At 66.0% G+C, this 20,661-nt stretch carries 16 protein-coding genes and 1 pseudogene; 6 read left to right on the top strand and 11 right to left on the bottom strand.

Annotated features, from left to right (window positions below; all coding sequences use genetic code 11):
- Positions 1-14 precede the first annotated feature (14 nt).
- Complete coding sequence (locus DBR12_RS04100; RefSeq protein WP_233244292.1) at positions 15-638, bottom strand: nucleoside-diphosphate sugar epimerase; 624 nt, start codon at positions 636-638, stop codon at positions 15-17.
- 34 nt (positions 639-672) lie between these two features.
- The gene (locus DBR12_RS04095) at positions 673-2,475 is read right to left on the bottom strand and encodes a DEAD/DEAH box helicase (protein WP_108616083.1); all 1,803 of its coding nucleotides are present in this window, start codon (positions 2,473-2,475) and stop codon (positions 673-675) included.
- Between the two features lie 245 nt (positions 2,476-2,720).
- Here DBR12_RS04095 and ettA point away from each other — a divergent pair, with 245 nt between their 5' ends.
- The gene (ettA, locus tag DBR12_RS04090; RefSeq protein WP_108616082.1) at positions 2,721-4,382 is read left to right on the top strand and encodes an energy-dependent translational throttle protein EttA; all 1,662 of its coding nucleotides are present in this window, start codon (positions 2,721-2,723) and stop codon (positions 4,380-4,382) included.
- An 89-nt stretch (positions 4,383-4,471) separates the two neighbouring features.
- The gene (locus DBR12_RS04085; protein ID WP_108616081.1) at positions 4,472-6,979 is read left to right on the top strand and encodes a DUF1631 family protein; all 2,508 of its coding nucleotides are present in this window, start codon (positions 4,472-4,474) and stop codon (positions 6,977-6,979) included.
- Between the two features lie 37 nt (positions 6,980-7,016).
- Here DBR12_RS04085 and DBR12_RS04080 read toward each other — a convergent pair whose 3' ends face one another.
- From DBR12_RS04080 to DBR12_RS04070, 3 genes are all read right to left on the bottom strand, one after another.
- Positions 7,017-8,369: a TAXI family TRAP transporter solute-binding subunit gene (locus DBR12_RS04080; protein ID WP_108616080.1), complete on the bottom strand. Its 1,353-nt coding sequence runs from the start codon at positions 8,367-8,369 to the stop codon at positions 7,017-7,019.
- Between the two features lie 241 nt (positions 8,370-8,610).
- On the bottom strand, positions 8,611-9,114 hold the full coding sequence (locus tag DBR12_RS04075) for a hypothetical protein (protein WP_108616079.1): 504 nt from the start codon (positions 9,112-9,114) through the stop codon (positions 8,611-8,613).
- Positions 9,115-9,124: 10 nt separating this feature from the next.
- Entirely contained in the window at positions 9,125-9,922 is a 798-nt protein-coding gene (locus tag DBR12_RS04070; RefSeq protein ID WP_108616078.1) for a lectin, read from the bottom strand.
- 216 nt (positions 9,923-10,138) lie between these two features.
- Between DBR12_RS04070 and DBR12_RS04065 the strand changes: the two genes are divergently transcribed.
- The 4 genes and pseudogenes from DBR12_RS04065 (at position 10,139) to DBR12_RS04045 (ending at position 15,834) form a co-directional block, all read left to right on the top strand.
- Positions 10,139-10,648 carry a sigma-70 family RNA polymerase sigma factor gene (locus DBR12_RS04065; RefSeq protein ID WP_108616077.1) on the top strand — a complete coding sequence of 170 codons (510 nt, stop codon included), beginning with the start codon at positions 10,139-10,141 and terminating at the stop codon, positions 10,646-10,648.
- Positions 10,645-11,664, top strand: coding sequence for a FecR domain-containing protein (locus tag DBR12_RS04060; protein ID WP_108616076.1), 1,020 nt, complete (start codon positions 10,645-10,647; stop codon positions 11,662-11,664). Before DBR12_RS04065 ends, DBR12_RS04060 begins: the two co-directional genes overlap by 4 nt.
- Before the next feature lie 186 nt (positions 11,665-11,850).
- A pseudogene (locus DBR12_RS04055) lies at positions 11,851-14,426 on the top strand (TonB-dependent siderophore receptor).
- 169 nt (positions 14,427-14,595) lie between these two features.
- Complete coding sequence (locus tag DBR12_RS04045; RefSeq protein WP_108616075.1) at positions 14,596-15,834, top strand: PepSY domain-containing protein; 1,239 nt, start codon at positions 14,596-14,598, stop codon at positions 15,832-15,834.
- Here the strand turns inward: DBR12_RS04045 and DBR12_RS04040 are convergent.
- The 6 genes from DBR12_RS04040 to DBR12_RS04015 form a co-directional block, all read right to left on the bottom strand.
- Positions 15,804-16,811, bottom strand: a complete 1,008-nt coding sequence (locus DBR12_RS04040) for a P1 family peptidase (RefSeq protein WP_108616074.1) — start codon at positions 16,809-16,811, stop codon at positions 15,804-15,806. The two genes, DBR12_RS04045 and DBR12_RS04040, sit on opposite strands and share 31 nt — an antisense overlap.
- 76 nt (positions 16,812-16,887) lie before the next feature.
- On the bottom strand, positions 16,888-17,253 hold the full coding sequence (locus DBR12_RS04035; protein ID WP_108616073.1) for a copper-binding protein: 366 nt from the start codon (positions 17,251-17,253) through the stop codon (positions 16,888-16,890).
- Positions 17,250-17,768 carry a DUF411 domain-containing protein gene (locus DBR12_RS04030; protein ID WP_108616085.1) on the bottom strand — a complete coding sequence of 173 codons (519 nt, stop codon included), beginning with the start codon at positions 17,766-17,768 and terminating at the stop codon, positions 17,250-17,252. The genes DBR12_RS04035 and DBR12_RS04030 overlap by 4 nt, the downstream gene beginning before the upstream one ends.
- Before the next feature lie 29 nt (positions 17,769-17,797).
- Positions 17,798-18,295, bottom strand: coding sequence for a plastocyanin/azurin family copper-binding protein (locus tag DBR12_RS04025; protein ID WP_108616072.1), 498 nt, complete (start codon positions 18,293-18,295; stop codon positions 17,798-17,800).
- A 13-nt stretch (positions 18,296-18,308) separates the two neighbouring features.
- Positions 18,309-19,691 carry a multicopper oxidase family protein gene (locus tag DBR12_RS04020; protein ID WP_108616071.1) on the bottom strand — a complete coding sequence of 461 codons (1,383 nt, stop codon included), beginning with the start codon at positions 19,689-19,691 and terminating at the stop codon, positions 18,309-18,311.
- 3 nt (positions 19,692-19,694) lie between these two features.
- Positions 19,695-20,661: TolC family protein (locus DBR12_RS04015; RefSeq protein ID WP_108616070.1), on the bottom strand; the 967-nt coding region annotated here is incomplete at its 5' end.

The following is a 20,661-nucleotide window of genomic DNA, read 5'->3' as shown; positions in this document are numbered from 1 at the left end:
GGGCTGGGCGGGCGTCAAGGCGGCTGCAGCGCGCGCCCCGACAGCAGCTGCAACCCGGGTGGGCCTGACTGTACGGCATGGACCAGCGCACGCCCCACATCGGTGCCGGGGCGGGCGCGGTAGTTGTCAGGAATGAGCGGGTCCAGCCATTTGAAGAGCTGGATCGAGAGGGATTCGGCCGGGCGTGCGGCCTGCTGCAAAGCCTGGCGCTTGCCGATCATCAGAGAGGGGCGGGCGATGACCAGGGTGGCAAAGCCCAGGGCCTGCAGGTCGCGCTCGACCTCGCCCTTGACGCGGTTGTAGAAGGTGCGCGAGTGCACATTGGCTCCCATGGCGGTCACCACGCCGCAGCGGCTTGCGCCTGCTGCACGCGCGGCCTGGGCTGTAGCCATCACCGCGTCATAGTCCACCTTGCGAAAAGCGCTCTGGCTGCCCGCCGCCGCCATGGTGGTGCCCAGGGTGATGTAGACATCGTTCACCGCAGGCAATGCGGGCAGGTCTGAAAAATCGACCGCGTGTAGTTGCAGCCGAGGATGGGCCAGCGCCGGAGGGCGCCGGTCCCGGGCATGCAGCACATGGATGGTGGCTGCGCCCGGGGAGTCTGTTGAAACAGGCGGCGAGGTGCCTGCAGCGGCCACTTGCGCCGCTGCGTGGCCCCTCGACTGGATTGTGTCAGCGGTTAAAAGAGCCGCGAGGACCGCCCGACCCACGAGGCCCGTTGCCCCGGCCACCAGAATTGCCGCCGCCATAGCCGCTACCTCCACCGTTGCCGCCACGATAACCGCCGCCACCACGGCGACCTCCGCCGCCCATGCTGTCTACGCTGGTACGCATCGGGTCAGGCTGTCCGCCTGCCGAATGGCCCGAGTGGCGGTTGCCTGGGTTGCTGTGGCCCGAGTGTGTGCCCAGGTGGGCATTGGCGCGTGGGGGTTGCGAGTCGTCATAGCGATTACCGCCGCCGCCACCCTCGTAACCACCGCCACCGGAGCGACCGCGTGCAGGGGCCTGGCCACCGGCGCGTGCGCCGCCACCCTGGCCACCACCACCGGCACGGCCGCCACGCGGGCCATTGCCGCCGCCATTCGCTGCAGCACCGCCACCGGCGCGCCCGCCACGGCCACCGCCGCCATTGCCACCACCGGCAGGGCGGGGGCCGCGCTCGCCGCCGCCGTTGCCAGCGCCCTGGCCGGCCTTGTTGGTGCGAATGCGTTCCATCATTTCGCTGCGGGCAGCCTTGGCGGCTGCCTGCATCACATCACGGCTCGGGGGCTTGCCTGCGCCGCCCCAGATGGTCTGGCGGCCCATGGCAATAGGCTCTGCCTTTTCACCTGCATCGGGACCAAAGCCTTCGATGACCTGCACAGGGATTTGCTGCTTGGTGAAGCGCTCAATCTCCATCATGAAGCCTTCTTCGTCCATGCAGACCAGGCTCACGGCTTCACCCGTTGCACCCGCGCGGCCTGTGCGGCCAATGCGGTGCACGTAGTCTTCCGACACGTTCGGGATTTCGTAGTTCACCACGTGTGGCAGGTCGTCGATGTCGATGCCGCGTGCTGCAATGTCTGTCGCCACCAGCGCGCGGATGTCGCCGCTCTTAAAGCCTGCAAGGGCTTGCGTGCGGGCGCTCTGGCTCTTGTTGCCGTGCAAAGCCATGGCCGAGACGCCGTTCTTGGTCAGAAACTCTGCCACGTTGTTGGCGCCGAATTTGGTGCGGGTGAACACCAACACCTGACTCCAGTTGTGCTGCTGAATGATGTGCAGCAGCACCTGCTTCTTCTTGCCACGGCCCACGGGGTGGATCACCTGGGTGATGCGCTGCACAGTGGTGTTGCGAGGCGTGACCTGGATGCTTTGCGGGTTTTTGAGCAGGGTGTTGGCCAAGTCGCGGATTTCATCGCTGAAGGTGGCGGAGAACAGCAGGCTCTGCTTGTCCTTGGGCACCAGGGCCAGCACCTTCTTCACGTCATGGATGAAGCCCATGTCCAGCATGCGGTCGGCTTCGTCGAGCACCAGCACTTCCACGGTGGAGAGATCCATGAAGCCTTGCTGCTGAAGGTCCAGCAGGCGGCCTGGGGTGGCCACCAGAAGGTCCACGCCGCGCTTGATGCGGTCGATCTGCGGGTTCATGCCCACGCCGCCAAAAACGACAGTGGAGTTGATATCGAGGTATTTGCCGTATTCGCGCACGGACTCTTCCACCTGGGCGGCCAGCTCACGGGTGGGGGTCAGCACCAGTGCGCGGATGCCCTTGCCTCCGAACTTGTTCTTGGGGGCCGTGCCTTGTGAGAGGCGGTGCAGCATGGGCAGGGTGAACGCTGCGGTCTTGCCAGTGCCGGTCTGGGCGCCGGCCAGAAGGTCGTGCCCTTCAAGAACAGCGGGAATGGCCTGGGCCTGAATAGGCGTGGGGGTCTCGTAGCCCGTTTCGTGCACGGCCTTCAGGATGGCAGGAGCCAGGTTCAATTCGTCAAATGTCATGTCTTTGGGTGCGCCCGTCCGGGGCGCTGGGTATCGGCCTGTCGTGCAACCGGGGGTTGCCGAGCCAGTCTCAAGCCGATGAGGTTCAGAATTGGGAGCCAGGAAGCAGGGTGCTTCTTTCGTCCCCAGCAGTGTGCTGATGCGGCGGGCAACTGGAGCTCGTCGCGGAACATATTGTCGCATGGCCCGATAATCGGCACCTGAACGCAGAAATTCTTCTGCCCCATTCCCCAGGTTAGAACCCAATGGCCCAATACGTTTACTCGATGAACCGCGTCTCCAAGACCGTGCCGCCCAAGCGGCAGATCTTGAAAGACATCTCCCTGAGCTTCTTCCCCGGCGCCAAGATCGGCGTGCTGGGCCTGAACGGCTCGGGTAAGTCCACCTTGCTCAAGATCATGGCTGGGGTGGACAAGGAAATCGAAGGCGAAGCCATCCCCATGCCAGGGATCAAGATCGGCTACCTGCCCCAGGAGCCGCAACTCAACCCGGAACACACGGTGCGGGAGAGTGTTGAAGAGGCTATGGGCGAGGTGTTTGCCGCCAAAGCCAAGCTCGAAGAGGTGTACGCCGCCTATGCCGAGCCCGATGCCGACTTCGATGCCCTGGCCGCAGAGCAGGCTCGCCTGGAGGCCGTGATCGCCACCGCTGGCACCGACTCAGAGCACCAGCTCGAGATCGCGGCAGACGCGCTGCGCCTGCCCCCGTGGGAGGCCAAGGTCGGCCTGCTGTCCGGCGGCGAAAAGCGCCGCATCGCGCTTTGCCGCCTGCTGCTGTCCAAGCCCGACATGCTGCTGCTCGACGAACCCACCAACCACTTGGACGCCGAGTCCGTGGACTGGCTCGAGCAGTTCCTGCACCGCTTCCCGGGCACCGTGGTGGCTATTACTCATGATCGCTACTTCCTGGACAACGCTGCCGAGTGGATTCTGGAACTGGACCGTGGCTACGGCATTCCCTACAAAGGCAACTACAGCACCTGGCTGGACCAGAAGCAGTCCCGCCTGGAGTCTGAGCAAAAGGGTGAGGAAGCCCGCGCCAAGGCTCTGAAGAAGGAGCTGGAGTGGGTGCGCCAGAACGCCAAGGGCCGTCAGGCCAAGAGCAAGGCGCGTATTGCCCGCTTCGAAGAACTGAGTGACTACGAGTACCAGAAGCGCAACGAAACGCAGGAAATTTTCATTCCTGTGGCCGACCGCCTGGGAACCCAGGTCATCGAATTCCATAACGTCACCAAGTCCTTCGGCGACCGCGTGCTCATCGACAACCTGTCCATGACCATCCCGGCTGGTGCCATTGTCGGCATCATCGGCCCGAACGGTGCTGGTAAATCGACGCTGTTCAAGCTGATCGCGGGTCGCGAGCAGCCCGACAGCGGCGAAGTGGTGATCGGCGCCACGGTGAAGATGGCCTTCGTGGACCAGCACCGTGATGCCCTGTCGGACGACAAGACCGTGTGGGAAGACGTTTCCGGCGGGCTGGACATGATCAATATCGGTAAGTTCCAGATGGCCAGCCGCGCCTATTGCGGCCGCTTCAACTTCAATGGCGGCGACCAGCAGAAAAAAGTGGGCATGCTTTCGGGTGGTGAGCGGGGCCGCTTGCACCTAGCCAAGACGCTGATCGCGGGTGGCAATGTGCTGCTGCTGGACGAGCCTTCAAACGACCTTGACGTGGAAACCCTGCGTGCCCTGGAAGACGCGCTGCTGGAGTACGCTGGCACAGTGTTGGTAATCAGCCACGATCGCTGGTTCCTGGACCGCATCGCCACTCACATTCTGGCGGCTGAGGGAGACAGCCAATGGACGTTCTTTGACGGCAATTACCAAGAGTACGAGGCCGACAAGAAGAAGCGTCTGGGTGAGGAGGGTGCCAAACCCAAGCGGATGCGTTACAAAGCACTGAAATAAGCCGCCGGTAGGCGGTTCGAAGACCTGGATGAAGCCTTCAGGTCAAGTAGGATTGCAACCGGAAACCTGTTCGCCGAATCCTCCCCACCATGTCCCAGTCTGCTTCTCGTACGAGAACCGTGTTTCGTGCCTGTGTCGTCAACGCTGTGCGCGGAGGCGAAGCATTGATGCAGACGCTGATCAAGGTCACACAAAGGGCCTTGGCGGAGGAAGAGACGGGCAGTGCGGGCATTCAGCAGCGCAACCTGATCAGCGACAGCCTGCGCTACCTCAACCAGCATGAGGCTGCACTGCTCAAGGGTTATCCCATGGCCTTGCTGGAAATCTTTGCAGAAGGGCCTGCTGTTACCAAGGGGCGCAGCCCGGCAGACGACACCGGCATGGATTTCGGTGAGTTGTCTCTCATGGACGATAACGAGATGCTGGCGCAGGTGGAGTTATCCAAGGCCCAGCAATCGGCCTTGCATGCCACGGATGCCGTGCTGGCCGAACTCAACACCCTGGTAAGCGCTGCGCAGGGGTTGCGCAGTGTGCAGCCAGAGCGCAATCCGTTGCGCCCCGAAAGTTATATACGGGCCCTGCAGCGTGTGGTCAGTGATACGGGCGTGTCCCCCGAAGTCCGGCAGCTCTGGATGCAGCACATGCGGGACTTGCTGGGCAAGTTGCTTGTAGAGGAATACAAAAACACAGCCAAGAGCCTGCGTGAGCATGGAGTCCAGCCCGTAGGCTATGCCGTCCTGGGCACGCCTTCGGGCGGCGGCAGCCGCAACAGCGGTTCGGGTACAGGCTACGGACAGGGCTATGGAGGGTCTGGAACTGGCTATGGCACCGGGTACTCGGGTTACGGCCATTCAATGAATGCTCCCATGGGCGACTACGGCAACACCGGCTACGGCCGGGGCGCGGGGCCATCCACGGGGTGGAGTGGGGACTCTCAGCAAGCGCCCATCTCGGTGGCGGTCGATGCTGCTGAAGAAGCCCTGCTCACCGTGGGTATCCTGCGCCAGATGCTGGCTGGTGGTGATCCGTTTGCCCCTCCTGCTTATGGGGCCTTGGTTGCGCAACCTGTTGCAGGGCAGCCAGGGTGGGTGGATCCCCGTGCGGGTGCTGCCAGCGGGCAGTCTTCTCTGTCCGGTGCGTATTACCCTTCAGGAGCGGCTGCCGAGGCGATCGAAGATATGGCCCAGCTGGAGCGGCTGGTGGGACGTCTGGCAGGTGGCGCTGTTACCAGCCAGGGGGGATCATCGCCGGTGCCTTTGGCTGGATGGCGGGGCCCGGGCGTGGCGCCAGTAGTTTATGCCTCCATGCCTATGGAGGGTGCGACGCAGTCCACCGCAATGGCCGTGGAGGTGGTGGGACGCATGATGGCGAACATCGCGCAGGATGCGCGTTTGCTGCCCCCGGTCCAGTTGGCGGTCAAGAGTCTGGAGCCCGCGCTCAAGCAACTGGTGCACCACGATGGGCGTTTTTTTACCGACGGTACCCATCCCGCACGCCGCCTGCTCGATGAACTGACCCAGCGCAGCCTTGCCTTTACCGCCGAAACAGACCAGGGATTCAGTCGTTTCATGCGCGTGGTGACGGAAGCTATTGAGCACCTGTCTACAAACGAAATCAAAGACGCTGGTCCTTTCGATACCGTGCTCAAGGCTCTGCAGTCTGCCTGGGACAAGCAGGAGCAGAAAATCAAGGCGGAGCAGGAGGCGGAGGAAAAAGCCCGCTTGCATGCCGAGCAGCGGGAGCTTTTGGCTGAAAAGGTGGCGGCCGACATCCGTAAGCTGCCTGACTTGGAACAGGTGCCCGCCGACATTCTCGATTTCGCCGCAGGTCCCTGGGCCGACGTGATTGCACTTGCCCAGGTGATGAACGGCGATGGGGGCAAGGAGGACCCGGGTGGCTACCTGGCGCTAGTGCCTGTGCTGCTCTGGAGTGCACAGCCGAATTTGACGCGTCAAGAGCCGGATCGGCTCAATGAATCCATTCCTGGGCTGCTAGCCAAGCTGCGCAAGGGGCTCAAGACCATCAACTACCCGGCGGTCCAGACTAGCGCATTGCTGCAGCGTTTGGTGGGCTTGCACCAGGAGGCCTTTGAAAAGCCCGCGCCCGTTGTAGCGCCAGAGCCCGTGATGGAGCTTCCTTCCGAGGCAAGTGCTGACGAAGCGCCGCTCGCAGCGCCCGAAGAGTCTGAGGGTAAAAGCGCATCGCCCGCAGAGGCGCCGGACCCTTACGCCGATTTTGTGATTGGTGCGTGGGTTGAACTGTTGACCAATGGGCGTGTGGTACGCACGCAGCTTACTTGGGCTAGCCCCCATGGCACGCTATTCTTGTTCACAGCCCCAGATGCCAGCACCCAGTCAATGACACGGAGAATGCGGGACAAGCTGGCCCAGGAGGGTGCGCTGCGCGTGGTGCCAGCGCCGTCGCCCAAGGGGACCGGTCGTTCGGTCGATGCTGGTGGGGCAGCAGGCGCAGAGCGCAGGACATCCGATGGCCGGGTCTCTGGCGTGCAGCCATCGTCCAGCTCCAAGATGGCGCCATTGTCCAAGTCGGCACCCCTCTTGCCCTCATCTGGCTCCAAGTCTTCCAAGAGCCGCTGAGCCTCCCGCGCGTTTTTGGCGTTCAGGGGGCCGTTGCCTATGGAGTGGGGTTGGAGTCTCCCCCTTCCGATGCTCGAATGAGCTTTTTGCGGACCAGGTGAATGTGGTTGCGCAAGGCATACAGCTCGTCGGCATAGGAGAGGGGCACGCTCACTTTTGCGGCCTGTGCTTCCAGTGCGCTCAGCGCCTTGAGCAACTCGGCTGTGTCGGTTTTTCCGGCTTCCAGTTCGTTCTCGATCTCACGCAGGCGGCCATACCACCGGAACACGCGTGAACGCACGCGGAACTGGTACAGCGGCGGCACGATGCGCGACAACGGCAGCATGATCGCCAACAAAATACCCAGCACAAGCCACATGCGCTCGATCAAATTGGCAATCCAGAATGGCAAGTAGCGCTGCAGCATGGGCACGGCCTCGTTCATAGCGCGATCAGCCTCCTTGGCCACGGGGAGCTCGCTGTTGCGCGCGTTGGGGAACTCGCGTGCACGGTTGAACCAGCCTGCGCCGCCATGCAGCTTCTGGGCGTTTTGCGCAAACAGCGTAAGCAAAGCCGGGTGGGTGCCCTCACGGGCCAGCAGTGAGGTTGTGGACGCCACTAACCGCACGTCTCTCGCTGGCACGTTGCTGGCCAGGTCCACCACGCCGCGCGGTAGAGTGACTGGCGTCAGGAACGGAAAGCGCCGTGCATAGGCCTCGTGCTGTGCGAAGTCCAGCAACTGCACGCCGGGGGTTTGCAGCAGCATCTGCACCATAAGGGATTCGGGTGCCGATGCAAACACCAGCGCGTCCAGCTTACCCGCCAGGAAGTCCACGATGGCTGGGGTCTGCTCCAGGCGCGATAGCTTGACCGCCCCACGCTCGACCTTGTTGGCCTCCAGCAGGCGCTCCATCAGCGTGGGCACGCCACTGCCCTGCGAGCCCACGTTCACATGCAGGCCACGCAGCTGCCTCAGCCCATCCAGCCGGGGAGTGTTGTACATGCGTTGCGCTGTGTCGGTGCGGTAAAACAGCCATATGGGCTCGACAAAAAGGTTACCCATCGAGACCAGCTCGTCGGAGTCGCCGGGTAGGAGTTCAGCAGTACCGCCCTGAACAAATGCCACATCCACCCTGCCTTCGCGCAGAAGTTGAAGGTTATGCGATGAGCCCTCGCTTGGCACCAACACCACCTCGATGCCGTCCATTGCAATTGCCTTCTGGTAGCGCTTGCCGAATTCTTCGTACGCGCTTTGCGCGGGTCCTGTTGCCAGGGTCACGGTTTTGGGTGGATTGGGGTTGAGCCACCAGTACGCCAGCACCAGCAGTCCCACCGCCAGAAAAGCGAGCGGACCCGCGGATAGGATCAGATCGCGCAAGGAAAGCAGGGTGTTGCGAAAGGCCTGGGACATGGGATAGGGGGTGAAGGTCACGATAACGCCGGGGGGCGAGGGCGGAGTCCTACAGGAGCCAAGTCCGCAAGGACGCCCCCGGTCCCCACCGGCATAAGGTCTGGTCGGCGGCCCCGTGGATTATCCGGGGCCTAGGATCACTGGGGGCGTAAACCCGCGCGGCCTAAAAACCCCCAGTACACAAGCAGGGCTGCGCGGTGCAAGGGGCTGAAAGAAATCAGACAGCCCCCCTGTTCACGGTTTACCGCGGTTGCTGCCGCCGCTGGCGCTCGTAGGCGATGCACTCCTGCAGGGACAAGAGGTCATCCTGATTGCCGTCAGCGTCCTCGAAGTAGGCCATGCGGGCCTGTACCACTTCCGAGAAAGACAGCTTGCCATCCGCATCCTTGTCGGCTGCAGCCAGTTGCCGCAGTGCGCCCTTACCGACGCGGGGTACCTGGCCCAGTTGAGACAGGTGGACGTAACCCTGTGCATCGGGCCCCAGACTGTGCCAGCTCTGCACGATGTCTTGGTGGAACTCGTCCAGCGACACGTTTCCATCGTGGTTGAGGTCGGCCGACGAACAAATGGCCTGGAGGCGATCGGCCAGTGGCTTGGCCGCCTTTTTGGGGCCCGCTTGCGCCGGCCGGGCTGAAGTTGTGGGTGATGTCGCGGGGGTGTCGGCGGAGTGGACTACCGGGACAGCGGCCAGCAAGGCCAGAGCGCAGGTGGCTGTGCAGATGTTGTGAATGGTCTTTCTTGTCATCACGCACTCCTTACCACCACCAGCGCTGGCTAGGGCTGCGGTTACACGGCCAGACCATGGTGTGTGCGCCCTGGCGGACCCGACCATCCTCCACGTCCAGGCATTTGCCGGTGAGCTGGCTCACAATCTGGCCACCCCGGGTGGACCAGCTTTGGCTGCGCGAGCCCGAGCAGGACCACAGTACCACCCGCGCGCCATCGCGTGGGTCACCACGGTCCACGTCCACGCATAGATCGCGCACCCGGATCTCGCCGCCGCGCCCTACAGCGAACCGCTGGGACGCGGTGCCGTTGCATTCGTAAACCTGCAGTGTGGTGCCTGGCTGGAACTTGCCACCCCGCACGTCCAGGCACAGTCGGCCGTCCACGCGGACCTCGCGCCCCCAGTCGCTGCCTTGGTGGGGGTAATCCGGGTACTCGGGGCGCCGGTCGTTGTCGTGCCGGTTGTGGTTGGCCAGCAATGCAATGCCTGCGATGGCTGCCACCGCTGCCACAGCGGCTCCGGCGTTGGAGCCATTGTTGTGGCCGGAGGCGTAGCTGCGCGTGACCTTGAAGCGCCCGCCGCAGCCTCCGTTGGTCCACAGCTCGCGGTTGGTGAGGTCATAGCCCCAGGTGCGGTTAAAGCGGCAGGCGCCCTGGGTTTGTTCTACCAGGTCCACCTGGGTCACATCGTCCGCCAAGCGGTAGGAGGTGTAGCCGCCGCTGGATTGCAGGTCCACCAGCTGGTCCTGTGCCTGTACCGTCTGGGCGCTAATGAGCAACGGCAGGCACAACAGCCATGCATGGCGCCGATGGGCAGGGTCTCTCATGGATTCTCCTTTGGGATGCCGAGGGGACGCCGCTGCGGTGCACTGTCGGGGTGAACAGTGCCGTGCGGCAAGCGGAGATTGTGCCGCTCTCAAGACTGTTTTTGGCACTCCTTGCGCGACCCCGATGTGATCAGGCGTCTGCGTGTCGGTTTGCAGGGGTACGTTTGATATTGAGAATTATTATCAATTACAATGGCGCATTTTTCCTGCCACTGCATGTTCGCCGCCGACACCAGCCAGGCCCATGATGCCCACACGCTGTACAGCCACCACCATGGCTGGCTGCGGGCGTGGCTCCATCGCCGACTGGGGTGTGGCGACGAGGCGGCAGACCTCGCGCAGGACACTTTTTTGCGGGTGCTGCTGCGGCCCCAGGCGCTGCACGGGCTGCGTGAGCCACGTGCCTACCTCACCACGATTGCCAAGGGCCTGCTCGCCGATCTGTGGCGCCGCCGCGCGCTGGAGCAGGCGTACCGCGAGGCCCTGGCGCTGATGCCAGAGCCCCTGGCGCCGTCGCCTGAGGAGCGTGCGCTGGCGCTGCAGGCACTGCATGAAATCGATGCGCTGCTCGACGGCTTGGCTCCGAAGGCCCGCCATGCATTCTTGCTGTCGCAGCTTGAAGGCATGTCTTATGCCGCCATTGCCCAGGAGCTGGGGGTGAGCGAACGCACCGTCAAGCGCTACATGGCGCAGGGCTTTGAGTGCTGCCTGGTGGCCATGGTATGAGCCGTGTCGCGCACGACCCGGCAGTGGCCGGCGAACCCGGTCGCGCGGTGCTGCGAGAAGCGGCACAGTGGCTGGTGCGGCTGCATTCCAGTGACGCGGGGCCCGAGGACTGGCATGCCCTGGCCCGATGGCGCGCCCAGGATGCTGCGCACGAACAGGCCTGGCAGCGCGCCGAACGGCTGTCTCGCACCTTGGGCGCTGTGCCCGTTGGTCTGGGCCTGCCGGTGCTCAACCGGGCCCACCGGGGCGTTAACCGGCGTGCTGCACTGCGCGTCCTGGCCGTTGTGGGCGTAGCGCCCGCCACGGCCTACCTGGGATGGCGGCACCTGCCGTGGCAGCCCTGGGCGGCAGAGCACCGCACGGCCACCGGTGAGCAGCGCACCGTGCAGTTGGCCGATGGTTCGCAATTGCTGCTGAACACGGCCACGGCGGTGGATGTGGCCTGGGATGTGCCGCAGCCCAGGGTGCGTCTGCATGCGGGTGAGATGCTCGTCACCACGGCACCCGATGTGTCTGGCGCCCACCTCACCGGTGCGCGCAGCTTTCAGGTGGAGACACCGCAGGGTGTGTTGCGCGCCCTGGGTCACCCGCAGGGTGCCAAGGTTGGTACCCGGTTCGCCGTGCGGCTGGGGGAGGCGGGGGAAACCCGCGTGGCTGTGGCCCACGGGACGGTGGAGGTCGCGCCGCGGCAGGGGCTTGCGCGCGTGCTGCGTGCGGGGGCGCAGTGCCACTACACGGCCACGGCGGTGTCGGTGCCGTTGCCACTGGGCGAGCAGGCGTTGGCCTGGGCGCAGGGCGTGTTGTATGCCGACAACCTGCGCCTGGACGCTTTTGCCCGCGAGCTCTCCCGTTACCGCCCCGGCCTGCTGCACTGCGATCCCGCCGTGGCCGGGCTGCGGATTTCTGGCGCCTTCCAGTTGCGCAACACCGACCAGGCGCTGGCCATGGTGGCGGCCACCCTTCCTGTGCAGGTGTTGTCACGCACACGGTACTGGGTCACGCTGCTGCCGGGGTGAGGGGTGTTTGTCAGAGATTGATGTTTTTTTGGCCTCCAGCGCTTATCCATCAAGCGCTAATAGCTATTAAATTTGTAGCAATTTTGGTGTGAGGCTCTTGTGCTCCGGTTGCGCGCCGCCTGTGCGAGCAGGCCGCTGCAAAAAAAGTGGGTGCCCAGCGCGGGTGGCGTGTCCCTTTTTGCGTGCATGTCCGGCAAGGGGTGGAACGTTCTTTTTTCGCTTCTCTTTTTTACCGACACCACTGCCCTGAGGAGACCGCGCATGGCGCACCGTCCACACCTTTCGCACCATAAGCCGCTGCTGGCCCGCACACCCATCGTGTTCACCACCCCTGTCGCGGGCGCCATCCAGGCGCTGTGCCTGGGGGTGGCCCTGGCTGCCACCATCCCCCAGGCCCTGGCCCAGGTCGGGGCGGTTGCCCCGGCGGTGGCGCGGGCCTATGACATTTCTGCCGGTCCATTGGGCGCCGTACTGTCGCGTTTTGCGGGCGCGGCAGGCGTCACGCTATCGTTCGAGCCAGCCTTGACCGAAGGCCTGAGCAGCGGCGGCTTGCAGGGCAGTGTGTCGGTGCCGGAGGGTTTCGCCCGCCTGTTGCGGGGCACGGGCCTGGAGGCTATCGCGCGCGCTGACGGCGGCTACATGCTGCGCCGTACCGCTGTCGCGACACCGGCTAATGCGGTGCGCAGCCCCGCCGCCACAGACACCCCACTGCCCACCGTGCGTGTGACCGCCGAGCGCGAGGCCGCCACCGGCCCGGTGGCAGGCTACCGCGCCACCCGCAGTGCCAGCGCCACCAAGATGGACGTTCCGGTGCTGGAGACTCCGCAGCAGGTCTCCACCATCGGCGCAGAGCAGATCCGGGACCAGGCCATCTCCAGCGTGGCCGAGGCCGTGCGCTACAGCGCAGGCGTGCGCCCGGCGGACTATGGCATCACCGACGACGATGTGTCGGTTCGCGGCTTCTACCTCACCGGCACGGGCCTGTACCGCGACGGCATGCGCCTCATCCACAACGGCTTCATGACCAACCTGGAGCCCTACGGGCTGGAGCGGCTGGAGGTGGTGCATGGCCCGGCCTCGGTGCTGTACGGCCAGTCGGCGCCCGGCGGGTTGATCAACGCGGTGACCAAGCGCCCCCGTGCCGACATGCAGCGCGAAGTCGGGGTGGAGCTGGGCAGCCACGACCGCCGCCAGATCACTGCCGACATCGGTGGCGCGCTCAACGAGCAAGGCACGCTGCTGGGCCGCCTCACCCTGCTCAAACGGGAGGCGGGAACGCAGTGGGATGGCCTGCGCGCCGACCGCACCTACGTGGCGCCCGCACTCACGCTGCTGGGCGACCGCACCACCCTCACGCTGCTGGCGCACTACCAGGACGATGACACGGGCTATGTCATTCCCTACTACCGCAACACGCCCGCAGGCCCCTCCCATGAGAGCATCAACGTGAACGGCCCCGGCTCGGGCCACCACAAGCGCGCGGTTTCGCTGGGTTATCTGCTCGAACACAGCTTCAGCGATGCCCTCACGCTGCGCCACAACCTGCGCTATCTGGACGGCAGCAACCATCGCCTGGAGATGCGCAACCGGGGGCTGCTGGCCGACCAGCGCAGCATGGCACGCCTGGCCATGCTGCGGCCCGACGCCGAGAAAACCCTGGTGGTGGATACCCACCTGGAGGCGCATTGGAAAAGCGGCGAGGTATCGCACCAGATGCTGGCGGGGCTCGACTACTACCACTCCAAGCTCGACTGGCGCATCCATTCACTCAACGGGTCTGTGGCCCCGATCGACCTCGTGAATCCCGTCTATGTGCAGCCAGACTGGGGCAACAACTTTTTGAGCGACCGCGCCCTGGCCCGCAACACGCAGGTGGGCCTGTACCTGCAGGACCAGATCAAGCTGGGCGAGCGCTGGGTGTTCAGCCTCGGGGGCGCTACGACACAGCGCACATCGACACGGCCTACGACGCGCGGCTGACGGCCAGCAGCGCCTTCACCACCACCCTGGTGGACCGGCGCGACAACGCCTTCACAGGCCGCGCCGGGGCCGTCTACCTGGCACCCAACGGGCTGGCGCCGTACGTGAGCTTCAACACCGCTTTCCAGCCGCCGCTCACCACAGTGACGGCGGTGGATGCCAACGGCAACCCCTACGAACCCGAAACCGCCAAGCAGGCCGAGGTGGGGGTGCGCTACGCACCTGCCAACGCGGGCTACACCCTGAGCGCCGCCGTGTTCGACCTGCGCAAGCGCAATGTGCGCACGCCGTCCACCATCAATCCGCGCTTTGACGTGCAGACCGGCGAAGTGCGCAGCCGGGGGCTGGAGCTGCAGGGATCGGGCGATGTGGGCGGCGGCTTCTCGGTGATTGGCGCCTACACCTACCTGAACGCCAAGGTCACGCGCAGCAACAACCCGCTGGAAGTGGGCGAACGCCCCGGTGCCACGCCCGAGCATGTCGCGTCGCTGTGGGGCAAGTACCAGCGTGGCCCGCTGCAACTGGCGCTGGGCGCGCGGCACATCAGTGCCACACCGGGCGAACTGCGTGTGGCCGCTGGTCCGCTGCCCATGAACGACAGCTACACCCTGTTCGATGCCATGGCGGCCTACGACATCGGGGCCTGGCGCCTGTCATTCAACGTGAGCAACCTGGCAGACAAACGCTACAAGACCCAGTGCAACACCTTCCGGGGTGGGGCGCAGTTCTGCGCCCTGGGCTTTGGGCGCGAAGTGCGCGTGGCGGCTGCGTACAGGTTCTAAAGCATCCCTCTGAGTCGCTTCGCGCCTTCCCCCTTCTCTCGAATGGCTGTGCCATTCGGGAAGGGGGACACCGCCAGCGCGGCGGGGCGGCCCTTGCGCGGCGGTCGCTGGCGTGGGCCTCGCCCAGCGCGCAGGCCTCGGGCGGGTTCGACCTCCATCTGACAACCCAATGCGCAAGCTGCTGGTACATCTGCACCGCTGGGCCGGCCTGTTCATGGCGGTGTTCCTGGCCGTCGCGGTGCTCACGGGCTCCGTTATCGCGTGGGAGCATGAGCTGGACCGCTGGCTCAATCCCACGTTTCACCGGGTGGCCCCCTTCGCTGGCGATGCGCTGCCTGCCACCGAGATCGCGCGGCGCGTGGAGGCCACGCACCCGCAGTTGCGCGTGAGCTACCTGCCGCTGGCCGCGCCTGCGGGCCAGACGCTGGTGGTCATGGTCGAGCCGCGCCTGGACCCCGCCACAAGCCAGCCCTATCCACTGGATTTCGACCAGATGGCCTTGCACCCGGCCACGGCGGCGGTGCAGGGCAAGCGCCTGTGGGGCAGGGCCTCGCTCGCGCGGGAGGACATCGTCCCGTTTCTCTACAAGCTGCACCACACGCTGTTCCTGCCGCGCGCCTGGGGGGTGGACTGGGGCGTGTGGTTCCTGGGCGCGGTGGCGCTGCTGTGGACGCTGGACTGCTTCATCGCGCTGTGGCTGTCGTTCCCCCGCTGGGCGGCGTGGCGCAAATCCCTGTCGTTTCGCTGGTCGCGCGGCAGCCAGGTTCTCAACTTTGACCTGCACCGCTCGGGCGGTGTGTGGACGTGGGCTCTGATGCTGGTGCTGGCTGTTACCTCGGTGGCCATGAATCTGCATGACGAAGTGATGGAGCCGGTGGTCAACCTGTTCTCCCGCACCAGCCCGAGCCCCTTTGACGAGCGCCCGCGCCGCAGTGCGCAGCAGAGCGCGCAGCCCCCGGCTGTCGGGCGCGAGGCCATTGTGCAAGCAGCCCGCACCGAAGGTTTGCGCAGGGGCTGGAGCGACCCGCCGGGTTTCCTCAGCTACCGCGCTGCGTTTGGCCTGTACGGGGTGGACTTTTATGTGCCCGGCATCAGCCGCCCTGGCCTGGGGCCGCCGCGCCTGTACTTTGATGGCGACACGGGTGCCCTGGTGGGCCAGCGGGTGCCGGGCGAAGGCTCGGCGGGGGATCTGTTCATGCGGCTGCAGTTTCCGCTGCACTCCGGGCGCATTGCAGGGGTGCCGGGCCGCGTGGTGGTCACGCTGCTGGGCGTGGCTGTGACGGTGCTGAGCGTGACGGGCGTGGTGCTGTGGCTGATCCGCCGTTCGGCCCGCAGGCGCCTGCCCACGGCGGCGTCGCCGGGCCTGGGTGGCGTGGCCTATGCCAGGTCTGCCGCTGACGGCAAATAAAGCCCCTCTGCGGTGGTGATGGCGCGCGCAGCCCGTGCCGCCCGCGCCGTGGCCATGGCCGTGGCCTCTGCAGCCATCGTGGCCATCACCATCATGCCCAGGCTCTTGCCCGCGCGGCCAGTGCCCAGGCTGAAGAGCGTGTCGCCATCCGACATGGTGTGCACGGGGTTGATGCTGCGCGCCAGGCCATCGTGTGCGGCCACGGCCAGGCGGTGGGCCTGCACCTTGGTGATGACGGCATCGGTGGCGACCACGCCGATGGTGGTGTTGGTACCTGCAAGCAGGGGCTGGGGCGGGTCGCCGCGCAGCAGGGCGCGGCGCGTATCGCGCAGGCGCAGGCCGTCGTCGGTGCGGGCCCCGGCGATCACTTGCGCGGTGTCGGGGTCGATCACATCGCCCAGCGCGTTGCAGGCGATGAGGGCGCCCACCGTGACGCCGTCCACGGTGACGGACGCGGTGCCGATGCCGCCCTTCATAGCCCGCTGGATGCCGAAGATCTTGCCCAGCGCTGCACCCGTGCCTGCGCCCACATTGCCTTCGGCCGGGTCGGCGGTGGATGCTGCATTGCACGCGGCATAGCCCGCAGCGGCATCGGGGCGCACGCGCATGTCGCCCACCAGCAAGTCAAACAGCACGGCGGCAGGCACGATGGGCAGGCGGCCCACGGCCACGTCGAAGCCGATGTTGCGCTCTTCCAGCCAGCGCACGGCGCCAGTGGCAGCGTCCAGCCCCCAGGCGCTGCCGCCAGCCAGCATGATGGCGTGTACCTGGTCCACCAGGTTGGAGGGGTGGAGCAGGTCCGTCTCGCGCGTGCCGGGCGCGGCGCCGCGCACATCCACGCCGGCCACGGCGCCTTCGCGGGTGATGATGACGGTGCAGCCCGTGGGGCGGCGGGTTTCGGTGAAGTGGCCGACCTCGATGCCGGCCACGCGGGTGATGCTGCCAGCGTTGCCAGCCAGTGTGATGGAGGAACTCATGGCCGTGGATTATGGAGCCCAGGCGCCGTGCGGCACTTGCGAAGCATCACCGCCCCAGTGCGGCGCGTGGAGCGCTTCAGGGCGCTTTCTCGATCCGCTGGACGTGGTAGGCACCGCTGACATGTTCGGCCCGAAAGCGCACCTTGTCTCCCGGCTTCAAGTCGCCCACCACACTGGCGTCCGCCACGCGAAACACCATGGTCATGGGCGGCATCTCCAGGTTCTTGATCTCGCCGTGCTTCAGTGTGACGCGCAGGGTGCGCGGGTCCCAGCGGGTGATTTCGCCTTCGCTCAGCTCCGTGCCCTGCGGTGTGGGTGGGGCGGCATGGTGGCTGCTGTGGCTGTCCGACGCCGTTGCGGCTGGGGCTTGCGCCAGTGCGGGCCCTGCGGCCAGCAGGACCAGGCTGGCCGCCAGCGGGATAGAGAGGAACGCCTTCTTCATGTCGATGCCTTCTTGTTGTAGCTGTTGAACACGCGGGTGCTGCCGTCGTGGGCCACCAGCAGCACGTCGTAGGGGTCGCGCCGGTCGCCATACACGGCGCCGTCCATGCCCGGCGAGCCCACAGGCATGCCGGGCACCGCCAGGCCCAGCGCCTTGGGCTTTTGCTGCAGCAGCTTGCGCACGTCACTGGCGGGCACATGGCCTTCAATCAGGTAGCCGCCCACCAGCGCGGTGTGGCACGACCCCAGCTTTTGATGCAGGCCCAGGCGGGCGCGCACCGCGTTGTTGCCGGTGTCGTGCACTTTCACGGCAAAGCCGTTGGCCTGCATGTGGTCCACCCAGTCCTGGCAGCACCCGCAGTTCGGGTCTTTCCAGACCTCGACGGGCGTGGGCGTTGCTGCCCGTGTGGCGGTGGGCAGCAGGGCGATGGCCAGGCCCGCGCCTGCGAGGGGCAGGGCGGTGGCAAGCCATTGGCGGCGGCTGGGCTGGGCGCGGTAGGCTGAGGGTTGCGTCATGATGGGGCTCCAAAAAGTCGGGTTGCGGCTCATGGCTTGCGCGGCAGCACGGTGATGGTGCCCGTCATGCCCGCCTGGTAGTGGCCCGCGATCAGGCAGGCAAAGTCGAACTGGCCCGCGCGGTTGAACTGCCACACGATGTCGCCCTTCTTGCCCGCGCCCACATGGGCCATGTAGGGCTCGTCGTGTTCCATGCCGGGGTGCTTGACCATCATCTCGGCGTGCGCGTCCAGCTCGGCCTTGGTGCCGATCACGATCTCGTGCAGCACCTGGCCCTTGTTCTCTGCGCGCAGCCGCACGGTCTCGCCCTCACGCACTTCGATGTGGCGGGGCGTGAAGCGCATGTTGTCCGTCATGCGGATGGTGATGGTGCGGGCCACGGCCTGGGTGTCGCCTGCTATGCCCCATGGCTTTTGTTCCTTCACCACCGGGGCATTGCGGTTGTGATGGGGCATGTTTTCATGACTAAAAGAGGCGTTTCCGCCCGCTAGTAAAGCGCAAATAGCTATCAATTTAATAGTGTCCATGGTGTGTCCAGTCTCAGTGTTGGTGACCGCTGGCGGCGGGTTTGCGGGCGCTGGCCGCGCCGGGGGCGGTGCCTGGCGTGGTGGTGCGCGCGGGGCGGGGTGTGCTGGCCGGTGCGCCCTGCCATTCGTAGGCTTGCGTGCCCGCTGGCTGGGGGTAGTCGCCGGGGTCGCGGTAGTCGCCTGCCGCCAGCCCCGCGCGCACCTTGAAGGTGGTGAACATGCCGCCCATCTCCAGCGGGCCATAGGGGCCGGTGCCGGTCATCATGGGGAAGGTGTTGTCTGGCAGCGGCATCTCCATGGCACCCATGTCGGCCATGCCGCGCTCGCCCATCACCATGTAGTCGGGCACGATCTTCTGGATCTTGCCGACCAGGCCCCGGTGGTCCACGCCGATCATGGTGGGCACGTCGTGCCCCATGGCGCCCATGGTGTGGTGGCTCTTGTGGCAGTGCAGGGCCCAGTCGCCGGGTTCGTCGGCAATCAGCTCGATCTGCCGCATCTGGCCCACGGCCACGTCGGTGGTCACCTCGGGCCAGCGCGCGCTTTTGGGCACAGGGCCGCCATCGGTGCCGGTCACCTCGAACTCATGGCCGTGGATGTGGATGGGGTGGTTGGTCATGGTGAGGTTGCCTACGCGGATGCGCACACGCTCGCCCTGGCGCGCCACCAGCGGGCTGATGGCGGGGAAAACGCGGCTGTTCCAGCACCAGATGTTGTGGTCCAGCATGGTGTTGACCTTGGGGGTCATGCTGCCGGGCTCCACATCGAAGGCGTTGAGCAAGAAGGCGTAGTCGCGCTGCACCTTGGAGATGTGCGGGTGCGCGGCCTTCGGGTGGGTGATCCACAGACCCATCATGCCCATCGCCATCTGCACCATCTCGTCGGCATGCGGGTGGTACATGAAGGTGCCCGGGCGGCGCGCCGTGAACTCGTAGACGAAGGTCTTGCCGGGTGCGATGCCCGGCTGGTTGAGCCCGCCCACGCCGTCCATGCCATTGGGCAGGCGCTGGCCGTGCCAATGGATGGTCGTGTGCTCGGGCAGGCGGTTGGTGACGAAGATGCGCACGCGATCACCCTCGACCACCTCGATGGTGGGGCCGGGGCTTTGGCCGTTGTAGCCCCACATGTTGACCATGAAGCCGGGCGCCACCTCGCGCACCACCGGCTCGGCCACCAGGTGGAACTCCTTGACGCCTGCGTTCATGCGCCAGGGGGCGGTCCAGCCATTCAGGGTGACCACGGGGTGGTAAGGCCGGCCCGTGGGCGGGTGCAGCGGCGGCGCGGTGTCGGCGCTGGATTGCATCGCAGGCTCGGGCAGTGCGGCCAGGGCTACGCGGCTGACGGAGGCTGCGGCCACTGCCGTGGCGGCGCCGGAGAAGAAATTGCGGCGGTTCATGGTTCAGTGGCCTTGTGGGGTGGTGGAGGCGGCGGCGCTGGAGGTGAGGCCCTGCAGGGCGCCAGGCGATGTGCCAGGTGACGTGCCGGTGAGTGCAAGTTGCAGGTCTGTCTCGGCCAGCCAGAAGTCGCGCTGCGCTTCGATGGCATTGGCCACGGCCTGCGTGCTGTTGCGCGCTTCGGTCAGCATGTCCCACACGCTGGCCAGCATGCCGTTGTAGCGCAGGGTGGTTTCGTCGCTGATGAACTGGCGCAGGGGCACGACCTCGGCCTGCTGCTGGCGCGCCAGGTCCAGGGCGGTGCGGTAGGTGAGCCAGGCGCTGCGCACCTCGCTGCGGGCGCGCACGGCGGTGTCCTGCAGTTGAGCGGCACTTTGTTCTACCTCGGCCTGCGCGCGTGTGCTTGCGGCGCCGCCCCAGTCGAACAGGGGCAGGGGCAGCTCTAGCTCCCAGCCTCGCTTCACATCGGTGTGCCCCGTGTCGCGTTCGGTGCTGGTATTGCGGCTGTAGGCCAGACCGATGTCGCCAAACACAGCGCCTGCGCGGCTCCAGCCCTGGCGGGTGGCCTGGGTGTCGAGCTGGCGGCGTGCCGCTTGCACATCCAGGCGCTCGCGCAGCGCGGTGGCTTCGATGCTGTCTGCAGGCTGGGCGCTGGTGGGCAGCGGTGGCAACTGGGCAGCCAACCGGTACTGCGTTTGCACGCCCCACAGGCCCATGCGGCGGTGGAGTTCCTCGCGCGCGGTGGCGGCTGCCAGGCGGGCGCGGGCGTGTTGGCTGCGGGCCTCGTGCAGCGTGGCCTGCTCGCGGGCCTGTTGCAGGCGGCTCCAGTTGCCCACCTGCACCATGCGGCGGGCCAGTTCGGCACCGGCCTCGGCGGCTTCCACCATGCGGCCGTGCGTGGCGGCCACCTGTTCGGCCGCCACGGCGCGCAGCCAGGCGCGGCGCGTGTCGGCGGCCAGCAGCACCACGTTC

Source organism: Acidovorax sp. HMWF029 (genome assembly GCF_003060895.1).
GTDB lineage: Bacteria > Pseudomonadota > Gammaproteobacteria > Burkholderiales > Burkholderiaceae_C > Acidovorax.
Note: the sequence above shows the minus strand (reverse complement) of the source record. Positions and strands in the feature narration are given on the sequence as shown.